Source organism: Streptomyces sp. NPDC018031 (genome assembly GCF_044327625.1).
Classification (GTDB): Bacteria; Actinomycetota; Actinomycetes; order Streptomycetales; family Streptomycetaceae; genus Streptomyces.
In genome coordinates this window covers 113,761-135,420 of sequence record NZ_JBIRFT010000005.1, presented here as the reverse complement: position 1 = coordinate 135,420, position 21,660 = coordinate 113,761, and the positions used below count along the sequence as shown (strand labels likewise).

Sequence of the window (21,660 nt, the reverse complement as noted above, 5' to 3'; positions counted from 1 at the left end):
GGCAACGACGGAGAACGCTCGTTCTCCGCAGGAGGGGAAGTGTCATGACCGACCGCAGGCCACCGTTGCCCCCGTTCACCGCGCAGACCGCCGAGCAGAAGGTCCGGGCCGCCGAGGAGGCGTGGAACAGCCGGGATCCCGAACGCGTCGCGCTCGCCTACACCGAGGACTCCGAGTGGCGCAATCGCGATGTCTTCCTCACCGGGCGGACGGAGATCGTGGCGTTCCTGCGCGACAAGTGGGCGCGCGAGCTGGGGTACCGGCTGCGCAAGGAGCTGTGGGCCCACACGGACGACCGGATCGCGGTGCGCTTCGAGTACGAGTGGCACGACGCCGAGGGCCGGTGGTTCCGCAGCTACGGCAACGAGAACTGGGAGTTCGACGCCGACGGCCTGATGAGCCGCCGCTACGCCTCCGTCAACGACGTCCCGATCAGCGCGGCGGAGCGGCGCATCGCGCGCTGACACCTCGCTCGGGTCCCCCGGCGGCGCCGCCCGACCCGGCGCCACCGGGGCCGGGCGGCGGGCCCGCTCAGAGCCAGCCGTTGCGCCGGAAGCCCCGGTGCATCACGGTGCAGATCGTCACGATCACCACGAGGACCAGCGGGTAGCCGAACTTCCAGCGCAGTTCGGGCATGTGGTCGAAGTTCATGCCGTACACCCCGCAGAACATGGTGGGCACGGCGATGATGGCCGCCCATGCGGTGATCTTCCGCATGTCCTCGTTCTGGGTGACGGTCACCTGCGCGAGGTGGGACTGGAGGATGGAGTTGAGCAGGTCGTCGAAGGCGCAGATCTGCTCGGCGACCCGGGCCAGATGGTCGGCGACGTCCCGGAAGTACTTCTGTATCTCCGGGTCGATCACCCGAATCGGCTGGGTGGCGAGCATCTGCAGCGGGCGGTCCAGCGGCGCCACCGCCCGCTTCAGCTCCAGCAGTTCCCGCTTGAGCTGGTAGATGCGACCGGGGTCGGCGCCGTGCACCGGCTCCCGGGCGAAGACGTCGCTCTCCACCTCGTCGATGTCGTCCTGGACCGCGTGCGCGACCGCGAGGTAGTCGTCGACCACGTGGTCGGCTATCGCGTGCAGCACCGCCGAGGGCCCCTTGGCCAGCTGCCCGGGGTCCGCCTCCAGCCCCTCCCGGAGCGGGCCGAGCGAGCCGTGCCGGCCGTGCCGCACGGTGACCACGAAGTCGGGTCCGGTGAACACCATGATCTCCCCGGTCTCCACCACCTCGCTGGTGGCGGTGAGCCGGTCGTGATCGACGTAGGCGACCGTCTTGAAGACCGCGAAGAGGGTGTCGTCGTACCGTTCCACCTTGGGCCGCTGGTGCGCGTGCACCGCGTCCTCCACGGCCAGCGGGTGCAGCCCGAAGAGCTCGGCGATCCCGGCGAACTCCGCGTCGGTGGGCTCGTGCAGCCCGATCCAGACGAAACCCCCGGCCGGCGCCGCGCGGACCTGCTCGATCGCCTCGGCGAGCGGACGCTCGCCGTCCTGCCGCACCCCCTCCAGATACGCCGCGCAGCTGACCACGGCGGTGCCCAGGGGGGAACGGGCGGGATGGTTGAGGTCGACGGGCCGGCGGCGGAGCGGCAGTCGCACCGCCTTCCGGAGTTGGTGCGCCACGGACATACGGTGCTCCTTCGGCTGGGCACCGCCAGTCTGTCAGCACTCCGCCGCGGGGCGCACCGACCCGGTGCCGCGCGGTGCCGCCTGATGTGGCGCGGCGCCGCCGGCCGGCCCGGGCAGGCCGGGCACGCGGGGCGCGGGCCGGGCCGGCGGTCGGGACGCGGGGTGTGGCGTGCGGGCCGAGCGGCGGCCGGCCACCGCTCGCGGGTCGGCGCCACGGGTCGGCTCCGCGGGTCGACCCCACGGTCAGCGCCACGAGTCAGCGCGCCGGGGGGCGGCGCCACGGGACGGGACGGCCCCACGGGACAGCCCCGGGTCAGCGCCGGGTCAGCGCCGCGGGTCGGTGCCGCGAGGTCAGCGCCGCGGGGTCAACGCCGCGGGTCGGAGAGGGCGGGGAACGGGCGGTGCGGCGCGGCGGGTACCGGGCCGCGGGCGCAGCCGTCCGGGCCGTGCCCCGCGGTGCGGTCGTAGAGCGCGGCCAGCCGGTGCGCGGTGCGCTGGACGGCGTACCGCTCGACGGCCGGGGGGACGGGCAGCCGGTCGGGCCCGGAGGCGGCGTGGTCGCGCAGCGCGGCGGCGATCAGCGCGGCGTCGGGGGCGATCCGGCGGGCCCCGGGCGCGGCCTCGGGGGGCAGTTCGTCGAGCGCCGGGCTGGCCACGTGGAGCACCGGCAGCCCGGCGGCGAGCGCCTCCACCACGGCCACCCCGAAGGTCTCCGCGGGTGAGGGGGAGACGAACACGTCCATGGCGGCGAGGAGTCCGGGGATGTCGGCGGGCCGGTCCCCGGCCGTCTCCACGGCTCCGTCCCGCTCACCCAGCAGGCGGACCCGGTCGGCGGCGCCGACGGCGAGGGCCAGCGCGCGCAGCCGGTGGCGCTCCGGTCCGTCGCCGACGAGCAGCAGCCGGGCCTGCGGCACCGCGGCGACCGCGCGTACCAGCAGGTCGTACCGTTTGCCGGGGGCCAGTCGCCCGACGCCGCCGACCACGAAGTCCCCGGCGGCCAGACCGAGCCGGTTGCGGGCCGCCGCACGGGCACCGGCTTCGAAGCGGAAGTGGCGCGCGTCGATGCCGTGCGGGATCAGCTGGACGCGGTTGCTGGGGACGCCCAGCTCGCGGAGCCGGTCGGCGACGGTCGCGGAGACCGCGACGGTCGCCGAGCCGAGCCGTTCGGAGGCGAGGTAGAGGGCGCGGGCCGCGGGACGGAGCGCGCGGCCTTCCGGGCGGGTGCCGCCGAGCGAGTGCTCGGTGGCGATGACGGCCCGCACCCCGGCCATCCGGGCGGCGATCCGGCCGTGCACGCAGGCACGGAACAGATGGGTGTGCACCAGGTCGTAGCCCCCGACGCGGATGTGCCGGGCGAGCCGGGGCAGGGCGGCGAGGTCCCGGGGGCCGCGGGCCCCCAGGTGGGTGACGGGCGTTCCGTCCGCGCGGATGCCGTGCGCGACGGTGCCGGGTTCGGTGAGGGTGACGACGTCGCAGCGCACCGGCAGGTGGCGCAGCAGCAGCCGCAGCTGCTGTTCGGCGCCGCCGGCGCCGAGGCCGGTGATGATGTGCAGGACTCTCATCGCGTCGCTCCGGGGGCTGGGGGGACGGCCGTGGCCCAAGGGCGCCGCACCCGGTCGGCGTACGGCGCCGGCGCGGGCCGCGCCGGCACCTCCGGTGGCGCCGGGTCGCCCGGCCACCGGCCACCGGTTTCCCGGCCGCCGGCCACCGGTCTCCGGGCCGCGGGACGGCGGGGGCGGGCCGCTCGCGGGGGCCGCGAGGGCTCCACCCGGCCGGGTCCGGCGGCGGGCCGGGCCGCCTCCGGACCATGACAGATGCCGCGGGGCAAAGCACGCGGGACGCGCCTGGATGGGCCATCGGGGTGGCCGTCCGCCCGGGCTCCTGGACGCGCCACGTTTCGGATTTGCCCGAATATGACCGATTAATTGTTACCTTCACATCTTGGGCGATCACCGGATGAATATCCGTGGCCTGGACGACCGCCCCGTGAGACCGGACCCCACAGCCTTGCGGGAGTGGCCCAGATGACGTCGCCGAGCCCTGTCAACGAAGTGGCCGAGGACGAACGCGCCGGGCCGGTCTACGACTACGAGCGCTACAGCCGGCTGGCGGGCCCGCTGACCGAGCCGGAGCCGGGCCCGGACGCCGTCTACCGGGTGCGCTACCGCAACCTGCTGGCCCAGGAACCGCACCGGATCCGCGCCGCCCTGCTGCTGTGCGCGGCGCCGCTCTTCTCGGCGGTGCTGCTCCTGTGGCTGCTCCAGCCGGCCCACTGGGTGCACCGGGCCGGGGTGGCCGGCTGGGAGCGGGCCGCCGACGTGATCATGCTGGTGTCGATCGCGCTGATCGAGTCGTTCCGGCTGTTCACCGTGGTCTCCAACGCCCACGCCACGCTGGTGGCGTGCGACCCGGTGCCGGTGACCGCCGAACCCGGGACCCGGGTCGCCTTCCTGACCAGCTTCGTACCGGGCAAGGAGCCACTGGACATGGTCCGGGCCACCCTGGAGGGGGCGATGCGGCTGCGGCACGACGGGGAACTCGACGTGTGGCTGCTCGACGAGGGCGACGACGACGAGGTCAAGGCGCTGTGCGCGCGGCTGGGCGTGCACCACTTCTCCCGCAAGGGCGTCGTGAAGTGGAACCAGCCGCACGGCCACTTCCGGGCCAGGACCAAGCACGGCAACTACAACGCCTGGCTGGACGCGCACGGTGCCGCGTACCAGTTCATGGCCTGCGTGGACACCGACCACATCCCACTGCCCAACTTCCTGGAGCGCATGCTGGGCTATTTCCGGGACCCGGACGTGGCGTTCGTGGTGGGGCCCCAGGTGTACGGGAACTACGACTCCCCGGTCACCAAGGCCGCGGAGAGCCAGCAGTTCCTGTTCCACGCGCTGATCCAGCGGGCCGGGAACGCCTACGGCGGCGCGATGTTCGTCGGCACCAACAACGCGGTACGGGTGGCCGCCATCCGGAGTATCGGCGGACTGTACGACTCCATCACCGAGGACATGGCCACCGGTTTCGAGCTGCACCGCCACCGCAATCCGGCGACCGGCCGCAAATGGGTCTCGGTGTACACCCCCGACGTCCTCGCCGTCGGTGAGGGGCCCAGCGCGTGGACGGATTTCTTCACCCAGCAGCTGCGCTGGTCCCGCGGGACCTACGAGACGGTCCTCAAGCAGTTCTGGCGGGGCGTGTGGCAGCTGCCTCCGGGCAAATTCCTCAATTACGGCCTCATGGTCGCCTACTACCCGATGACCGCGCTCAACTGGATGCTCTCGGCCGTCTCCTGCATGCTCTTCCTCGCCGTCGGCGCCGCCGGGGTGCACATCTCCCCCGAGGTGTGGCTGATGCTCTACGGCGACGCGGCCGCGCTGCAGATCGGCCTCTACATGTGGAACCGGCGCCACAACGTCAGCCCGCACGAGCCGGAGGGCTCCTCGGGGGCCGCCGGGATGCTGCTGTCCGCGCTCTCCGCGCCGATCTACGCCAAATCGCTGTGCGACGCGGTACTGCGCCGCAAGAGCCGTTTCGTGGTGACGCCCAAGGGCGACTCCGCCAGCCCGGACCGGCTCGCCACCTTCCGCATCCACCTGGTGTGGGCGGTGGTGTTCGGCGGCTCGATCCTCGCCTCGTTCGCGCTGGGGCACACCCACGCGGCGATGCTGGTCTGGGCCTCGCTCGCGCTCGCGCTGAGCCTGTCCCCGGTGGCCGTCTGGTACGCCGGGCGGCTCGGGCCGGCCGGCCGGCCACCGGCCGCCGCGCCGGAGGTGCCGGAAGTGCCGGAGGTGCCGGAAGCCCCGGAGGTGCCGGACACGCCGGAGGTGCCGGACACGCGGGAGGCGCCGGAGGCGGAGGCGCCGGAGACGGAGGTGCCGGAGACGCGGGAGGCGCCGGAGGCGGAGGTGCCGCCCGCGCGCGGTGACGGCGGTGAGGGCGCGCCGGCGGCGGTGGCACCGCGGGACCGGACGCCCCGCCCGGAGGCGGGGGAGTCCCCGGCCGCCGGGCCGGACGGCGCCGCGGCGGGCCCAGCGGCGACGGGCGGGACCGGGGACACCGCGCAGGATCCGGTGTGCACCAGCTGACCCGCCGGGCCCGGGCGGCCGGCGGGCCGGCTGCCGCGGCGGACCGCCCGGCGCGGCACCCGGCTCAGCGCAGGCTGTTGCGGGCGAGCTCCAGCGCGTACCGCGGCCACCAGGCCCCGGCCGGCGGGCCGCCGTTGCAGGCGCCGTCCGACTCGCCGGGCCGCTTGATCCACAGGTACGCGTCCACCAGCGGGTCGCCGGTGCGGGTGGTGGGCGGTTCGCCCAGCGCCCGGCCGGGCGGGTTGCACCAGTGCCCCTCGTCGTCGGCCGTCCGGAACCGCGCCTTGGCCGTGTCCACCGACCCGTTGCCGTTGCGGCTGGTGTCGATCACGAAGTGGGCCCCGCCCAGCGCCTTGGCCACCCGGTGCCCGTACCGCCGGGTCACCTCGGTCGGCTGGAAGTTCGACACGTTGAGCGCGAACCCGTCGGCGCGCGCGATCCCGCTCCTGCGCAGCGCCGTCACCAGGGCGCGGACGTCCTTGATCCAGCCCGCGTTCCCGGCGTCCAGATAGACCCGGGTGCGGGGCAGCCGGGTGAGGGTGACGACGGCGTCGCGCAGCATCGCCAGCCGCTCGGCCCGCATCCCCGCCGGGACGCATCCGTCGACCGCCTGGGCGACCGCGTCCGGCTCCAGCACGACGACCGCCCCCCGGTCGCCGATGCCGGCCGCGAGCCGGTCGATCCACTCGCGGTACTCCGCGGCTCCCCGCGCGCCCCCGGCGGAGTGGTTGCCGCAGTCCCGGTACGGGATGTGATAGGCGACCAGCACGGGGAGCCGACCGGAGGTGCGGGCACGCCGGGTGATCGCCCTGGCCCGCTCCTCGGGCGCGTCACCGATCCACTCGGCCACCGGTTCCTCCGCGATCCTGCTGAGGAGTTCGGCCTCCGAATCCCGGCCCTGCGCCGCGTGCCGCCGGACCTCCCGTGCCGCCGTCGAGTCCGGATTCACCCACAATTCAGCACCGATCACCGGAGGATTGCTCCGATCGGCGGAACAGCCACCGAGCGAAAAGGCCGACAGCAGTGCGGCGAGCGCCACCACCGCTGGTCGTTCCGTGAATCTCCTCGTACCTTTCTCGTCCATTCGAGCCTCTTCCCGAGGTGCGGAACCCATTACTCCGCCGAATGATGCCATCGGGTGATCATGCGCACCCCGAGCCGTTTCCGGTCGTTGAGGAAATTGCCCCATTCGCAAGAACGAAAGGAATCTGACGGTGAAGCGAATCGTCAGGGCAGCGGGTATCGCCGCCGCCGGCTGTGTTCTCGTCGCCGGCGGCGCCGGTGCCGCCTCCGCTCACGGTCACGACGGCGGCGGCAAGGGCCACCACCACGCCAAGTCCCAGGGCAAGAAGAAGGGGCAGGGCAAGAAGAAGAGCCACGGCAAGAAGAGCGGCTACCAGAAGCACGACGAGTACGGCGCGGAGACCTACGCCGTGACCGCCGGCTCGCCCGGCATCCTGAGCGGCAACGCGATCCAGATTCCGATCGACGTGCCGATCAACGTCTGCAACAACAGCATCGGCATCCTCGCGGCGTTCACCGTGTCGGCGAACAACGCCTGCGTGAACGTGGTGCGCTAGCGAGACGGCTTCGCGCGCCGGGCCGCCGGGTTCCCGTACCCGGCGGCCCGGCGCGCGTTCCGTTCCGAGGCGCCGACCGCCGTCCGCTGCCGGGGCGGCCCACCGGCCCCTACTCCCACGGCGCCGGCCGGCCCTCTAGGATCGCGCGGTGACCAGAGAATCCCCCGCACCCTGCCGGGTGACGGTCTGCCGCGGCTGCTGCTGCGGGGACCCGCGGAAGATACCCGGTGTCGACCATGCCGGGCAGCTGCCCAGGCTCCGCGCCGCCCTCGGCGGCAGCGCCCAGGTGCGCGCCTCGGACTGTCTGGACGTCTGCGACCAGGCCAACGTGATGGTGGTCCAGCCCTCGTCCGCGGGCCGGGCGGCCGGCGGACGGCCGGTGTGGCTCGGGCTCGTCAACGACGACGACGCGCTGGAGGACATCGCCGGGTGGATCCGGGCCGGCGGTCCCGGCCTCGCCGATCCCCCGGGGGTGCTGGACCTGTACGAGTTCACCGTGTCCCGCCGGGTGCGCGCGGCCCTGGAGGACTGAGCCCGCGGCCCGCCCTCCGCCCCGGCCGCCGCCCGGGGCCGGGGAGCCCCGCGGCGGATCCGGCGCCCCGGACCCGTGCGACGGCCCCGGCCCCGGCCCGGAGCACCGGACCGTCCGACGGCCCGGCCGGCCGTACCGGACTATCCGACGGCCTCGGCCGCGGCCCGGCCCGCGGTCCGGCCGGAGAAGATGCAGCCGCCGAGGAAGGTGCCCTCCAGCGAGCGGTAGCCGTGCACTCCCCCGCCGCCGAACCCGGCCGCCTCACCCGCGGCGTACAGGCCGGGGACGGGGGCGCCCCTGCCCGAGCCGGCCCCGGAGCCGGCGGAGGGTCCGCCGCCTTCGGCCAGCACCCGGGAGGACAGGTCGGTCTCCAGCCCGCCGAGGGTCTTGCGGGTGAGGATGTGCAGCCGCACGGCGATCAGCGGACCGGCCCCCGGATCCAGCATCCGGTGCGGCGCGGCGGTGCGGATCAGCCGGTCCCCGAGGTATCTGCGGGCCCCGCGCAGCGCGGTGATCTGGGCGTCCTTGGTGTAGGGGTTGTCGACCTCCCGGTCGCGGGCGACGACCTCCCGGTGCAGCGCGGCGGCGTCCACGAGCGCTTCGCCGACCAGTTCGTTCATCCGGCGGACGAGGTCGGGCAGCGACGGTTCCGAGATGAAGTCGACGCCGTGGTCCAGGAACGCCTGGACCGGGGCGGGCGCCCCGCCGCGGGCGCGGCCGAGCACGTCCCGGACGCTGCGGCCGGTGAGGTCGGGGTTCTGCTCGGACCCGGAGAGGGTGAACTCCTTCTCGATCATCTTCCGGGTGAGCAGGAACCAGGTGTGGTCATGGCCGGTGCGCATGATGTGTTCCAGGGTGCCGAGGGTGTCGAACCCGGGGAAGAGCGGCACCGGGAGCCGGTTTCCCCGTGCGTCCAGCCACAGCGGCGACGGGCCCGAGAGGATGCGGATGCCGTGCCCCGGCCAGATCGGGTCCCAGTTCTGGACGCCCTCGGTGTAGTGCCACATCCGGTCCCGGTTGATCATGCGCGCGCCGGCCGCCTCGGCGACGCCGAGCATCGCGCCGTCCACATGCGCCGGGACCCCGCTGACCATGGTCTCCGGTGGGGTGCCCAGCCGCTGCGGCCAGTTGCGGCGCACCAGTTCGTGGTTGCCGCCGATGCCGCCGGAGGTGACGATCACCGCCTGGGCCCGCAGTTCGAAGGCCCCGCAGACCTCGCGGCTGCTGGGCGTGCCGCGCTCGGCGGCGGAGGGTTCCAGGATCTCGCCGCTGACGGTGTCCACCGCCCCGGCGGTGCGGGACAGGCCGGTGACCCGGTGGCGGAAGCACATCCGGACCAGGCCGCGGGCCACCCCGGCCCGGACCCGGCGTTCGAAGGGGGCCACCACCCCCGGCCCGGTGCCCCAGGTTATGTGGAAGCGGGGCACCGAGTTGCCGTGGCCGGTGGCGCCGTAGCCGCCGCGTTCGGCCCAGCCGACCACGGGGAACAGCCGCAGCCCCTGCGCCCGCAGCCAGGACCGCTTCTCGCCGGCCGCGAAGTCGACGTACGCCTCGGCCCAGCGGCGCGGCCAGTGGTCCTCCGGACGGTCGAAGGCCGCCGTGCCCAGCCAGTCCTGCCAGGCCAGTTCCCGGCTGTCCCGGATGCGGAGCCGGCGCTGCTCGGGCGAGTCGACGAGGAAGAGGCCGCCGAAGGACCAGTGCGCCTGGCCGCCGAGGGACTGCTCCGGTTCCTGGTCCAGCAGGATCACCGAGCGGCCCGCCTCGGCGAGTTCGGCGGTGGCGGCGAGCCCGGCGAGGCCCGCCCCGATCACGATCACGTCCGCGTCGTACGCCATGGGTTCGTCATCCCTGCCCGAGCTCGCCCGGAGCAGGCACCGGTTGTGCGGCCGCCGGGTGTGGGGGCGATCCTGCCTACCGGCTGGTAAGGCGTCAACCTCCCGGTCGGCACGTGTTCTGCTTGGATGGTGCCATGATCGGGGAACCACCGCGCTCGGCGGACGAACTGCTGGACATCGTGGACGAGGACGACCGGGTGGTGGGGCAGGCCCGGCGCGGCGAGGCCACGGCGCGCCGGCTGCGGCACCGTTGTGCGTTCGTCCTGGCGCGGGACGGCGCGGGCCGGATCTTCGTGCACCGGCGGACCGCGCGGAAGCTCGTCTTCCCCTCGCTGTACGACATGTTCGTCGGCGGTGTGGTCGGCGCGGGCGAGTCGTACGACCAGGCGGCGCTGCGCGAGGCGGAGGAGGAGCTGGGGGTCGTCGGACTGCCCGCGCCCGAGCCGCTGTTCGGCTTCCTCTACGAGACGCCGGAGCACGCCTGGTTCAGCCGGGTCTACCAGGTCCGCTGCGAGCTGCCGGTGCGTCCGCAGGTCGAGGAGGTCGCCTGGTACGACTTCCTCACCGAGGAGGAGCTGACGCGGCGGCTCGACGAGTGGGAGTGGGTGCCGGACGGTCTGGAGGCGTACCGGCGGCTGCGGGCCCGGCCGGCCGGCGGGCCGCCGGAGCGGGACGGCCGGTAGCGGCCGGTTCGCGGAAAGCGGGGGCCGCGGGAGGAGCGCCGGCGCAGAGCCGGCCGGCCGTACCGGAGGCGGGTCGCGGACGGCCGGTGAGTAGGCTCGGGCCATGTCCCGCGCCGTCCGGTCCGCCGCCGCCACCGCCTGGGGCCGGCTGGCCGCGGCCGTCGGCCAGGTGCGGCTGTGGTTCGCGCCCGCGCGGGTCCGTACCGAGGGCGACACCCCCGACTACCGCTTCTCGCTCGCCAACGAACGGACCTTCCTGGCCTGGCTGCGCACCGCGCTGGCGCTGGTGGGCGGGGGCTTCGCGGTGGACCAGTTCCTGCCGGACACCGACCGGGCGCTGCGCCTGACGATGGCGCTGGTGCTGCTGGCGGGCGGGGCGGCGTGCGCCATAAGGGCGATCAACCACTGGGTGCGCTGCGAGCGGGCGATGCGGCGCGGGGAGGATCTGCCCGCCTCGCGTTTCCCCGCCGCGCTGGCGGTGGCCGTGGGACTGATCGCGCTGGTGATGGTGGTGGTCGTCGCCCTGGGCTGGACCCGCTGATGGCCGCCCCCGGGGCTGCCCGGTTCCGCGCCGTCCGGCCGGGGCCGCCCCGCCGGGCCAGGGGGCCGCGCGGTGGCTGAGGCGCGGCGGGATCCGGGGCTCCAGCCGGAGCGGACCCGGCTGGCATGGCGGCGTACCACGCTCACCGGTGCGGTGGTGGGTGTGCTGGGGGTGCGGCAGGCCCTGCGCGGCGGGCCGCGGCCGGACACACTGCTGACGGCGGCGCTGATCGCGCTGGCGTGGCTGGCCTTCCTCGCCGCGGCGCACCGGCGGATCGGGGCGCTCGCCCTGCCGCGGCCGCCCGCACTGAGCGGTCGGGCGGCCGCGGTCGCCACCGGGTGCGTGCTGGTGCTGATGGTGTGCGGGGTGGCGGTGCTGATGTGAACGCGGGCGGGCCGGCCGGTCAGGAGACCCTGATCGCGATCTTGCCCCGGGTGTGCCCCTCGGCGCTGAGCCGCTGCGCGTCGGCCGCCCGCTCCAGCGGGAAGACCTCGGCGATCTCCACCGCGAGGGCGCCGTTCTCCACCAGCTCGGCGAGTGCGGTCAGATCGGCCGCGTCGGGACGTACGAAGATGTAGGTGCCGCCGTGCTCGGTCACCGACGGGTCGGCGATGGAGGCGAGCCGGCCGCCCGGGGCCAGGACGGCGACGGAGGCGGCGAGGGCGTCACCGCCGACGGGGTCGAGCACGGCGTGCACCCCCTCGGGTGCCAGTGCGCGCAGCCGGTCCACCAGCCCGTCCCCGTAAGAGACCGGTTCCGCGCCCAGGGACCGCAGGTGGTCGTGGTTGCGTTCGCCGGCCGTACCGATGACCCGGGCGCCGAGGTGCCGGGCGAGCTGTACCGCCATCGAGCCGACGCCGCCGGCCGCCGCGTGCACCAGCACCGTCTCCCCCGCACCGACCCGGAGCGCGTCGACCAGGCACTGGTAGGCGGTGAGTCCGGCCAGCGGGAGTCCGGCGGCCTCCTCGAAGGAGGTGTTCCGCGGTTTGGGGGCCAGGGTGCGCACCGGCGCCGCCACGTACTCGGCGAAGGTGCCGCGGGAGAGGAAGTCCTCCCGCACGTACCCGATGACCTCGTCGCCCGGCCGGAACTCGGTGACGCCCACGCCGGGGCGGACCACGACGCCGGAGACGTCCCAGCCGGGGACGACCGGGAACACCGCGTCCAGCGCCGCGTCCAGGTACCCGGCCTGCGCCTTCCAGTCGACCGGGTTGACCGCGGCGGCCCGCACCTCCACCAGGACCTGGTCGGGCCCGAGCTTGGGGTCCCGGACCTCGCCGTACTCGAGGACCTCGGGCCCGCCGTAGCGGCGGTAGCTGATCGCCTTCATCGGGGTGCTCCTCACACGTCGCGGGATCCGGGATCGGGGCGGGCGGTACGGCGGTCCGGGGGCCGCCGCCGGGTCAGGCGTCGGCGCGGGCCGGTCGCGCGCCGACGGCAGCGGGCTCCGCGCCGGCCGCGGCGGCCGGCGCGGAAGCGCCCTCGACCTCGACGGTCCCGGCCATCCGGATCCTCCGCAAGCCGAACCCGGCGACCGGGGCGACGAGCAGGAAGGCCGCGCCCGCCAGCACGAAGCTCAGCGTGAACTGGGATTCCGCGGGCAGCGGCGGGGCGCCGGCCGGCAGGTTCTCGGCCGTCCTGGACGCCAGCACGGTGGTGATCATCGCGCTGCCGATGGCGCTGCCGGTGGAGCGGGCGATGGAGTTGATGCCGTTGGCGATGCCGGTCTGGCGGGGCGGGACGCTGCCGACGATGACGGCGGGCATGGCGGCGTAACCGAGGCTGATGCCGGCGCCGACGAACAGTCCGGCACCGATCACCGACACGGCGTGCTGGTGGTCGAGGGCTATCCAGGCGAAGCCCAGGGTGCCGGCGAGCGAGGCGAGCAGGAGGACCGGGCGGGGGCCGTGCCGGTGCACCAGCCGGCCGCCGACGGGTGAGGCGAGCAGCGACACCAGGGTGCTGGGCAGCAGGAACTCCACCGAGGCGCGCAGCACGGAGGCGTCGAAGCCGTAGCCGAGGAGGTCGGAGGGCATCTGGGCGAGGAAGGAGACACCGATGAAGAGGGCGAACATCCCGAAGCCCACGAGCAGCCCCGCGAGGTTGGCGAAGAGCACCGGCGGGTGCGCGAACATGCGCATGTCGACCAGTGGTTCCGCCACCTTCCGCTCGACCGCCACCCAGACGGCGGCCATCACCACGGCCCCGGCGAACGAGCCGAGCGTGCGGCCGCTGGTCCAGCCCCACTCGTGCCCCTGGGTGATCGGGAGCAGCAGCAGCACCAGGGTGGCGCCGAGGGTCAGCGCGCCCAGCACGTCGGTGCGTCCCCCGGTGGCGGTGCGGGTGGCCGGGACGAGCAGGACCACGGCGAGCAGCGCCACCACGGCGAGGCCGGTGGCCAGCCAGAAGGCGGTGCGGTAGTCGGGGTCGTCGCCGGAGGTGAGCAGCCCGACGGCGACCAGGGCGAGGCCGCTGCCGAACGCGAGGGTTCCACTGACCAGTGCCATGGCGCCGGGGAGGCGGGCCGGGCGGATCTCCTCCCGGAGGACGGAGAGCGCCAGCGGGAAGATGGCGGTGGCGGCGCCCTGGAGGACCCGGCCGACGATGAGCCAGGTGAGGGAGTGGGTGGTGGCGGCGAGCACCGACCCGGCCACCATGACCACGAGCACCGCGACCAGGGTGGGCTTCTTCCCGTGCTGGTCGCCGAAGCGGCCGAGCAGCGGGGTGAACACGGCGGCGGACAGCAGGGTGGCGGTGGTGACCCAGCTGACCTCGGCGGCGGAGGCGTTCAGATCGTCCTGGATGAGGCCGAGGATCGGCACCACCAGGGTCTGCATCATCGACACCACCATGGCGGCGAGGCTCAGCGCGAGGACGGTCACCGTCTCGGTGCGGCGGCCCTCCGCCGGGTCGGCGGCGGTGGGGCTGGGATGACTCATACGAGAGGTCCTTAGGGGGGCGGGGGCGGCAGGCCGCTCCGGCACGTCACGGCAGGTATATGCTTGAGAACATCAAGCAATACGGAGACGGTAGACATCAAAGATTGAGGTCGTCAAGTTAATGATTGAGCAACTGAAATACTTTGCGTAGAGTTGACATATGAGCGCCCGCCCGCCGCACGCCCCGACCAAGCTCGAACTGCTGGAGCTCCTCGCCGCGATCGGCACCGCCCAGTGGCGTGACTTCACCGCGACGGCCGCGCGCCACGGCCTCACCGCGACCCAGGCGAAGGTGCTCGCCCAGCTGGGCAGCGGCCCGCTGCCGATGCGCGGCCTCGCCGACCGGCTGGTGTGCGACGCCTCCAACATCACCGGGATCGTCGACCGGCTGGAGGACCACGGCCTGGTGCGCCGCGAGCCCTCCGCCACCGACCGCCGGGTCAAGAACGTGGTCACCACCGAGCGGGGCCACGAGACGATCCTCCGGGTGCGCGAGGAGATGCAGGCCACCCACAGCGCCCTGGACCACCTGGACGACGAGGAGCGGGCGACGCTGCACGGACTGCTGGACCGGCTGCGTCCGTCCATGGAGTCCCCCTTCTGACACCGGCACCGGCCGGCAGCCGCCTTGACCCCGGCCGCCCCGGCCCGGCGGTCGCCCCGGCCTCCCCGGGTCGCGCGGGCACCCTCCCCGCCCCGGCCGCCCCGGGTCGCACGAGCACCGCCCCCGGCGACCCCGCGCCGCGCCGGCCCCTCCCCCGCCGCGCACGCCTCCGCCCCCTCCCGCCGGCCCCGGCGGAACCCCGGGGCGCCCCCGCGGGCCGACGGCCGGTCCGGAGACCCACTGGACGGACATACCGACTGGTCGGCATCATTGCCTGCGTCGTCCGACCCACCTCGTGAGGAAGTTCTCGATGAACCAAGGCAACCCCCCGGGACTGGACCTGGAGCGCCTGCGCGGCCATCTGGAGCGCGAACGCCCCGGGCTGGTGAACGGTCCGCTGACCGCCGAGCTGATCGAGGGCGGACGCTCCAACCTCACCTACCGGGTCTCCGACGGGCGCGACCGGTGGGTCGTCCGCCGGCCGCCGCTCGGCCATGTGCTGGCGACCGCCCACGACATGGGCCGTGAGCACCGGGTGATCAGCGCGCTGCACCGCACCCCGGTGCCGGTGCCCGCGCCGCTGCTGCTGTGCGAGGACGCCTCGGTCACCGGATCGCCCTTCTACGTCATGGAGTACGTCGAGGGCACCCCCTACCGCACCGCCGGGCAGCTGGCCCCGCTCGGCGCGGAGCGCACCCGGGGCGTGCTGCTCGGTCTGGTGGACACCCTGGTCGACCTGCACGCCGTCGACCCCGCCGCCGCGGGCCTGAGCGACTTCGGCCGGCCGGAGGGCTTCCTGGAGCGCCAGCTGCGCCGCTGGGGCAAGCAGCTGGCCGCCTCCCGGAACCGGGACCTGCCGGGCATCGACGAGCTGCACGCCTCGCTCGTCGAGGCCCCTCCGGTGTCCCCCGCCGCCACCGTGGTGCACGGCGACTACCGCCTGGACAACGTCCTGGTCGGCGACGACGACCGGATCAGGGCCGTCCTGGACTGGGAGATGTCCACCCTCGGCGATCCGCTGACCGACCTGGGGCTGCTGGTGATGTACAGCCGGCCGCTGGAGGTGGCCCACTCCCCGGTCGGCACCACCGCCGGGGCCCCGGGCCACCCCGACCCCGCCGAACTCGTCGAGCGGTACGCCGCCCGTTCCGGCCGCGACGTCTCGGACATCGCCTGGTACACCGCGTTCGCCTGGTTCAAGCTCGCGGTCATCCTCGAGGGCATCCACTACCGCTACACCCTCGGCCAGACCGTCGGCTCCGGCTTCGACCGCATCGGCGACCTCGTCCCGGTCTTCATCGACCACGGCCTCACCACCCTCCAGGAGCGCTGACCGCCATGGACTTCGCCTTCGACGCCCGTACCGAGGAACTCCGCGCCCGGCTGCTCGCCTTCATGGACGAGCACGTGTACCCGGCCGAGGCGGTCGCCGACGAACAGCGGGCCGCCCTGTCCTCCCCCTGGGACACGCCGCCGGTGGTCGGGGAGCTCAAGGCCGCGGCGCGCGCCCGGGGCCTGTGGAACCTCTTCCTGCCGGACACCGAGTACGGCGCCGGGCTCACCAACCTGCAGTACGCGCCGCTCGCCGAGATCACCGGACGCAGCCCGCAGCTGGCCCCGACCGCCCTGAACTGCGCCGCGCCGGACACCGGGAACATGGAGCTGCTCGCCGAGTTCGGCTCCGCGGAGCAGCGCGAGCGGTGGCTGGAGCCGCTGCTCGCGGGCGAGATCCGGTCCGCGTTCGCGATGACCGAGCCGGACGTGGCGTCCTCCGACGCCACCAACGTGGAGACCCGGATCGAGCGGGACGGCGACGCCTACGTCGTCACCGGCCGCAAGTGGTACATCTCCGGGGCGATGAACCCGGACTGCGCGATCTTCATCGTGATGGGCAAGACCGACCCCGACGGCGCCGACCCGCGCCGCCAGCAGTCGATGGTCCTGGTCCCCCGCGACACCCCGGGCGTCGAGGTCCGCCGCGCGATGAAGGTGTACGGCTACGAGGACCACTACCACGGCGGTCACGCCGAGGTGGTGTTCGACCGGGTGCGGGTGCCGGCCGCGAACCTCATCGGGGAGGAGGGCGGCGGGTTCGCGATCGCGCAGGCCCGGCTGGGTCCCGGTCGCATCCACCACTGCATGCGGCTGATCGGGATGGCCGAGCGGGGCATCGAGCTGATGTGCCGCCGGGCCGCCTCGCGCACCGCGTTCGGCAAGCCGCTGGCGGCCCAGGGGGTCGTCCAGGAGTGGATCGCGGACGCCCGGGTGGCGGTGGAACAGCTCCGGCTGCTGGTGCTCAAGACGGCCTGGCTGATGGACACCGTCGGCAACCGGGCCGCGCACACCGAGATCCAGGCGATCAAGATCGCCACACCGCGGACCGTGGTGGGCATCCTGGACCGGGCGGTGCAGCTGCACGGCGCCGGCGGCGTCGGCCAGGACTTCCCGCTGGCCGAGCTGTGGGCCGCGGCCCGCACACTGCAACTGGCGGACGGCCCGGACGAGGTGCACCAGCGGTCGCTGGCCCGCCGCGAACTCAAGCGGTACCGCTGACGGACGGGCCCCCGGGGCGGCGGCCTGGTACGGCCGCGGCCCCGGGGGCCCGTCGGGTGCCGGCTGCCGCGGTCCGGCCCGGCGGTCCGGCCGCCTCCTCGGGCGGCCGCCGGGGCGGCCGTCCCGCGGTCGGCGCGCGGTCAGGCCGGTCCGGCGGTGACGGCATCGGTCGCCCCGGCGGCGCCGGGCCGCGGGCGGCGCAGCAGCACCAGGGCCGCCAGGAAGGCGGTGACCAGCAGGCCGGTGCCCACGCCGAAGGCGAGCCGGTAGCCCTCGGTCAGGGCCTGCGCCGCGGGCTCGCCCCGGCCGAGCCCGTCCTCGGTCCGGGAGGCGGCCAGGGTGGAGAGGACCGCGACCCCCAGGGCCATGCCGATCTGCTGGGTGGTGTTGAACAGCCCGGAGGTGAGGCCGGCGTCCTTCTCGCTCGCTCCCGACATGCCGAGCGCGGTCAGCGCGGGCAGGGCGAGGCCGAAGCCGGCGGCGAGCAGCATCACCGGGAACAGGTCGGTCGCGTAGTCGGCGCGCACCGGGAGCCGGGTGAGCAGGGCCAGCAGTCCGGCGAGCAGCGCCAGCCCGGCGAGCAGCACGGCCCGCTCGCCGAAGCGGGCGATCAGCCGGGCGGACACGCCGAGGGCGGTGACGCCGATGACGACCGCCGCCGGCAGCATCGCCAGACCGGTCTCGGCGGCGCTGTAGCCGAGGACCTTCTGCAGGTAGAGGGCGACCAGGATCTGGAAGGAGAACAGCGCGGCGACCATCAGCGTCTGGACCACGTTGGCTCCGGTGACGGCCCGCGAACGGAAGATCCGCAGCGGCATGAGCGGGGTCCGGGCGGTGGCCTGGCGGGCGAGGAACCCGGCGAGCAGGACGGCGGCCAGGGCACCGAAGCCGAGGGTGTGCGCCGAGGTCCAGCCGTGCTCCTCGACCTTGACGACGGCGTAGATGCCGACCATCAGGCCCGCGGTGACCAGGAGCGCGCCGAGGCCGTCCGCCCCGGCCCGGAGCCCGAGACCGCGGTCGGCGGGCAGCAGCGGCACGGCGAGCGCGAGGACCGCGAGGCCGATCGGCAGGTTGATGAAGAAGATCCAGTGCCAGTCGAGGGCGTCGGTGAGCACTCCGCCCAGCACCTGGCCCAGGGACGCCCCGGCCGCGCCGGTGAAGCTGAACACCGCGATCGCCTTGGCGCGTTCCCCGGCGTCGGTGAACAGGGTGAAGAGGATGCCCAGGCTGACCGCCGACGCCAGCGCGCTGCCGACCCCCTGCAGGAGCCGGGCGGCGATCAGCACGGCGGGGCTGGTGGCGGCGCCGGCCAGCAGCGAGGCCAGGGTGAACACCGCGGTCCCGGCGAGGAACATCCGCTTGCGGCCGATCAGGTCGCCGAGCCGGCCGGCGAGCAGCAGCAGGCTGCCGAAGGCGATCAGGTAGGCGTTGACGACCCAGCTCAGCCCGGCGGGCGAGAACCCGAGGTCGGTCTGGATGGCGGGCATCGCCACGGTCACGATGCTGCCGTCGAGGACGGTCATCAGCATGCTGGTGGCGATGACCCCGAGGGCCGCCCAGCGCGAGCGCACGGCGGGCGCGGGAGCGGGCGGGGCGGCCGTGGCCGGCGCGGTGCGGGCCGGCGCGGTTCCGGCGCGGCGGCTGGTTCCGGGCGGTGTGACGGTGGCGGACATGCCGATCTCTCCTGTCGATGGGAACGCGGCGACAAGAGAGACCGTAGCAGATAGTTTTGTTGCAGACGTTCTTTCTCGGGATTACTTTTCGCGCTGACGGGCCCGCCGGGCCGGCCGGGGGCTCTCCACAGGCGTCGCCAGATGGCCTTCGACCAGGTGCTTCAGGGCGCCCAGCAGCGCGGCGCGCTCGGCCTCCGGGAGCGCCTGGAGCGCGCCCTGGTGCACGCCGTCGACGATCCGCTGGCTCTGTCCGGCCACCCGGGCCCCCTCCTCGGTCACCGCGATGATCCTGGCCCGGCGGTCATGGCTGGACGGCCGGCGCTCGGCGAGGCCCGCCTTCTCCAGGGCGTCCACGGTCACGACCATGGTGGTCTTGTCCATGTCCCCGATCTCCGCGAGCTGCGCCTGGGTGCGCTCCGCCTCCAGGGCGTGGACGAGGACGCAGTGCATCCGCGGCGTCAGACCGATCTCGGCCAGCGCCGCCGACATCCGGGTGCGCAGCACGTGACTGGTGTGGTCGAGGAGGAAGGACAGGTCGGGTTCGGTACGGGCGGGCGCCATGGCAGTCATGGGTCCATGCTAACGATCCGATCCGTTGCGGATGGTCCACAACGGAACCCTGCGCCGGCTGCGGCGGTCAGGGCCGCAGCGCCCGCAGCAGCAGGTCCGCGAGGTGGTCGGCGACCTGCTGCGGGCTGAGCGGCCCGTCCGGCCGGTACCAGGTGCCGAGGTGGTGCACCGACCCGAAGTGGTAGTCCACCACCAGGTCGGCCGGGGTCGCCGCGCTGAACACCCCCGAGCGCTGGCCCTCCTCGATCAGCTCCCGGAACCGCTCGTGGTACCGGCGCCGTTCGGCCCGCACCTGCTTGTGCTTCTCGGGGCTCAGGTGGTGCATGGAGCGGAAGAAGATGGTGGCGTCGTCGAGGTTCTCGATGGTGGTGACCACCACGTCGGCGGCGGCGCCCCGCAGCCGCTCCGCCACCGGCGCGTCGGCGTCCGCGAACGCGTCCAGCCGCTCCTGCTGGAGGCGGAGCACCCGCCCGTACACCTCGTGCAGCAGGTCGTCCTTGGAGCCGAAGTAGTGGTAGAGCGCGCCCTTGGTGACGCCGGCCGCCTCCACGATCTCCTGCACGGAGGTCCGGTCGTACCCGCGCTCGGCGAACAGGCGGGTGGCGGCCGCCAGGAGCCGCTGCGGCACCGGTTTCCGGTCGTCCTCCGTCGTTCTGGCCATGGTCGCCACCTGCCCTTCGTTCCGTGCTGTCACTCGCGGGAACGCAGTTCCCGCCGGAGGATCTTCCCACTGGTGGTCTTCGGCAGCTCCGGCAGGACGGCCACCCGGCGCGGATACTTGTAGGCGGCCAGCCGCTCCCGGCAGTGGGCGATCAGCTCCTCCGCGGACGCCCGCGCGCCCGGCCGCAGGCTGACGTACGCCTTCACCGTCTCACCGCGGTACGGATCCGGGACACCCACCACGGCCGCCTCGCGGACCGCCGGATGGCCGTAGAGCACGTCCTCCACCTCGCGCGGCCAGACCTTGTAGCCGGACGCGTTGATCATGTCCTTCTTCCGGTCCACCACGTACAGCCAGCCGTCCGGGTCCATGAACCCGATGTCGCCCGTGCGCAGCTCACCGCCGGGCAGGCAGGCCGCGGTCTCCTCCGGGCGCCGCCAGTAGCCGGGGACCACCATCGGTCCGCGGACCGCTATCTCCCCCGGCTCGCCGAAGGGCACCTCCGCCCCCGCCTCGTCGATGATCCGCACCATCGTGTCCGGGCCGGGCACGCCGACCGCCAGAGTGCCGGAGACCGGGTCCACCGGCGCCTTCGCCCCGGGTGGCACGCTGGCGCAGGGCGCCGAGCACTCGGTGAGCCCGTAGCCGTTGTGGAGGTAGCGCCCGAAGTCCTCCTGGAAGCGCGCCACCAGGGCGGGCGGCAGCGGGGCGCCGCCGGAGGAGATGATCCGGAAGGACGCGAAGTGGTCGCGGGTGGCGTGCGGGTGGGCCATCAGCGCCATGAAGGCGGTGGACGGGCCGACGGTGTAGACGGGCCGGTGCTCGGCGAAGGCGTCGAGCACCGCCCCCGGCTCGAACCGGTGGGCGAGCACCAGCGTCCCCGCCCCGGCGAAGCAGGCGGCCAGCTGGCAGACCATGCCGGTGATGTGGAACAGCGGCGCCAGCGCGAAGAACACCGACCCGGGCGGCAGGCCGTGGCTCACCCGCTGCCGCTCCGCGTTGTAGCCGAGGTTGCCGTGGGTGTTGGTGGCGCCCTTGGGGACTCCGCTGGTGCCGGAGGTGTAGCTGATCAGGGCGATCGCGTCGGCGGCCGGCGGCGGGAGGACCGGGGGCCGGGCCCCGCCGCGGGCGACGGCGAGGAGGTCCTCCGCTCCTCCGTCCGGCACGGCCGCCGGGTCGCCGCGGTCCGCCGGGCCCGGCCCCGCGGCGCCGAACACCCGCGGGTCGTCGCGGGTCTGGAAGTCACCGTCCCGCGCGGTGAACGCCAGCCGGACCGGGGACCCGGCCGCCGCCTCCCGCGCGTACCCGTGCCACGCCCGCTCGCCGCAGACCAGCGCGGTCACCCCGGCGTCGTGCAGCAGACGCGCGAGTTCGCCCGCCTTGTACATCGGGTTGACCGGCACCACCACGCCACCCGCCTTCCAGGCGCCCAGCAGCGCCAGCACGAAGTGCGGGGTGTTCTGCAGCATGACGGCGAGCCGGTCGCCGGGCCGGAAGCCGCGCGCGGCGAGGTGTCCGGCCACCGCGTCGCTCAGCGCGTCCGCCTCGGCGTAGCTCAGCCGCCCGTCGAAGTAGGCCACGGCGGTGCGGTCGGGCGCGGCCCGGACGGCGTCCCGGAACGCGGCGAGGACACCGGGGCGCGCCCGCACGGGGGCTCGCTGGGCCTCGTTGAGCTGAGCGAGCCATGGTCTGTCCCGGTACGACGTCATGGATGCGGCCCCTGTCTGCGGATCGGTGCGCCACGGTACGGGCCGCGCCCCGGGCCGGGCGCG

At 74.4% G+C, this 21,660-nt stretch carries 20 protein-coding genes; 10 read left to right on the top strand and 10 right to left on the bottom strand.

Translation table 11 applies throughout. The annotated features are described in order from the left end of the window. Positions 1-44 precede the first annotated feature (44 nt). Entirely contained in the window at positions 45-464 is a 420-nt protein-coding gene (locus tag ACH4B3_RS15190) for a nuclear transport factor 2 family protein (protein ID WP_398463288.1), read from the top strand. 67 nt (positions 465-531) lie between these two features. On the opposite strand, the gene ACH4B3_RS15185 is transcribed toward ACH4B3_RS15190, so the two are convergent. Then, on the bottom strand, positions 532-1,629 hold the full coding sequence (locus ACH4B3_RS15185; protein WP_398463287.1) for a magnesium and cobalt transport protein CorA: 1,098 nt from the start codon (positions 1,627-1,629) through the stop codon (positions 532-534). Positions 1,630-1,994: 365 nt separating this feature from the next. Beyond that, entirely contained in the window at positions 1,995-3,191 is a 1,197-nt protein-coding gene (locus ACH4B3_RS15180; protein WP_398463286.1) for a glycosyltransferase, read from the bottom strand. A gap of 462 nt (positions 3,192-3,653) precedes the next feature. Between ACH4B3_RS15180 and ACH4B3_RS15175 the strand changes: the two genes are divergently transcribed. Next, positions 3,654-5,717 carry a glycosyltransferase family 2 protein gene (locus ACH4B3_RS15175; protein WP_398463285.1) on the top strand — a complete coding sequence of 688 codons (2,064 nt, stop codon included), beginning with the start codon at positions 3,654-3,656 and terminating at the stop codon, positions 5,715-5,717. A gap of 64 nt (positions 5,718-5,781) precedes the next feature. On the opposite strand, the gene ACH4B3_RS15170 is transcribed toward ACH4B3_RS15175, so the two are convergent. Beyond that, positions 5,782-6,687, bottom strand: a complete 906-nt coding sequence (locus tag ACH4B3_RS15170) for a glycoside hydrolase family 6 protein (RefSeq protein ID WP_398463284.1) — start codon at positions 6,685-6,687, stop codon at positions 5,782-5,784. Between the two features lie 244 nt (positions 6,688-6,931). Here ACH4B3_RS15170 and ACH4B3_RS15165 point away from each other — a divergent pair, with 244 nt between their 5' ends. Together ACH4B3_RS15165 and ACH4B3_RS15160 are read left to right on the top strand one after the other, a co-directional pair. Continuing rightward, positions 6,932-7,297 (top strand): chaplin, encoded by a 366-nt coding sequence (locus ACH4B3_RS15165; protein ID WP_398463283.1) that lies wholly within the window; start codon positions 6,932-6,934, stop codon positions 7,295-7,297. A gap of 148 nt (positions 7,298-7,445) precedes the next feature. Beyond that, entirely contained in the window at positions 7,446-7,829 is a 384-nt protein-coding gene (locus ACH4B3_RS15160; RefSeq protein ID WP_398463282.1) for a (2Fe-2S) ferredoxin domain-containing protein, read from the top strand. Between the two features lie 140 nt (positions 7,830-7,969). Here the strand turns inward: ACH4B3_RS15160 and ACH4B3_RS15155 are convergent, their stop codons facing one another. Further along, entirely contained in the window at positions 7,970-9,664 is a 1,695-nt protein-coding gene (locus tag ACH4B3_RS15155) for an FAD-binding dehydrogenase (RefSeq protein ID WP_398463281.1), read from the bottom strand. A 134-nt stretch (positions 9,665-9,798) separates the two neighbouring features. Between ACH4B3_RS15155 and ACH4B3_RS15150 the strand changes: the two genes are divergently transcribed. The 3 genes from ACH4B3_RS15150 (at position 9,799) to ACH4B3_RS15140 (ending at position 11,272) form a co-directional block, all read left to right on the top strand. Further along, positions 9,799-10,347: an NUDIX hydrolase gene (locus ACH4B3_RS15150; protein ID WP_398463280.1), complete on the top strand. Its 549-nt coding sequence runs from the start codon at positions 9,799-9,801 to the stop codon at positions 10,345-10,347. A 103-nt stretch (positions 10,348-10,450) separates the two neighbouring features. Continuing rightward, on the top strand, positions 10,451-10,888 hold the full coding sequence (locus ACH4B3_RS15145; RefSeq protein ID WP_398463279.1) for a YidH family protein: 438 nt from the start codon (positions 10,451-10,453) through the stop codon (positions 10,886-10,888). 72 nt (positions 10,889-10,960) lie between these two features. Further along, the gene (locus ACH4B3_RS15140) at positions 10,961-11,272 is read left to right on the top strand and encodes a DUF202 domain-containing protein (protein WP_398463278.1); all 312 of its coding nucleotides are present in this window, start codon (positions 10,961-10,963) and stop codon (positions 11,270-11,272) included. 19 nt (positions 11,273-11,291) lie between these two features. Here ACH4B3_RS15140 and ACH4B3_RS15135 read toward each other — a convergent pair whose 3' ends face one another. Together ACH4B3_RS15135 and ACH4B3_RS15130 are read right to left on the bottom strand one after the other, a co-directional pair. Then, positions 11,292-12,218: an NADP-dependent oxidoreductase gene (locus ACH4B3_RS15135; protein ID WP_398463277.1), complete on the bottom strand. Its 927-nt coding sequence runs from the start codon at positions 12,216-12,218 to the stop codon at positions 11,292-11,294. Positions 12,219-12,291: 73 nt separating this feature from the next. Further along, positions 12,292-13,827, bottom strand: a complete 1,536-nt coding sequence (locus ACH4B3_RS15130) for an MFS transporter (RefSeq protein WP_398463276.1) — start codon at positions 13,825-13,827, stop codon at positions 12,292-12,294. Between the two features lie 160 nt (positions 13,828-13,987). On the opposite strand from ACH4B3_RS15130, the gene ACH4B3_RS15125 reads away from it, so the two are divergent. From ACH4B3_RS15125 to ACH4B3_RS15115, 3 genes are all read left to right on the top strand, one after another. Next, entirely contained in the window at positions 13,988-14,431 is a 444-nt protein-coding gene (locus tag ACH4B3_RS15125) for a MarR family winged helix-turn-helix transcriptional regulator (RefSeq protein ID WP_398463275.1), read from the top strand. A 310-nt stretch (positions 14,432-14,741) separates the two neighbouring features. After that, the gene (locus tag ACH4B3_RS15120) at positions 14,742-15,764 is read left to right on the top strand and encodes a phosphotransferase family protein (RefSeq protein WP_398463274.1); all 1,023 of its coding nucleotides are present in this window, start codon (positions 14,742-14,744) and stop codon (positions 15,762-15,764) included. Between the two features lie 5 nt (positions 15,765-15,769). After that, complete coding sequence (locus ACH4B3_RS15115) at positions 15,770-16,984, top strand: acyl-CoA dehydrogenase family protein (protein ID WP_398463273.1); 1,215 nt, start codon at positions 15,770-15,772, stop codon at positions 16,982-16,984. A 140-nt stretch (positions 16,985-17,124) separates the two neighbouring features. Here ACH4B3_RS15115 and ACH4B3_RS15110 read toward each other — a convergent pair whose 3' ends face one another. The 4 genes from ACH4B3_RS15110 to ACH4B3_RS15095 form a co-directional block, all read right to left on the bottom strand. After that, complete coding sequence (locus tag ACH4B3_RS15110; RefSeq protein ID WP_398463272.1) at positions 17,125-18,657, bottom strand: MFS transporter; 1,533 nt, start codon at positions 18,655-18,657, stop codon at positions 17,125-17,127. A gap of 81 nt (positions 18,658-18,738) precedes the next feature. Beyond that, complete coding sequence (locus ACH4B3_RS15105; RefSeq protein WP_398463271.1) at positions 18,739-19,227, bottom strand: MarR family winged helix-turn-helix transcriptional regulator; 489 nt, start codon at positions 19,225-19,227, stop codon at positions 18,739-18,741. Positions 19,228-19,294: 67 nt separating this feature from the next. Beyond that, a complete protein-coding gene (locus tag ACH4B3_RS15100) occupies positions 19,295-19,888 on the bottom strand; it encodes a TetR/AcrR family transcriptional regulator (protein ID WP_398463270.1) in 594 nt (197 codons plus the stop codon). Between the two features lie 29 nt (positions 19,889-19,917). Then, entirely contained in the window at positions 19,918-21,597 is a 1,680-nt protein-coding gene (locus tag ACH4B3_RS15095) for an AMP-binding protein (RefSeq protein WP_398463269.1), read from the bottom strand. Between the last annotated feature and the right edge of the window lie 63 nt (positions 21,598-21,660).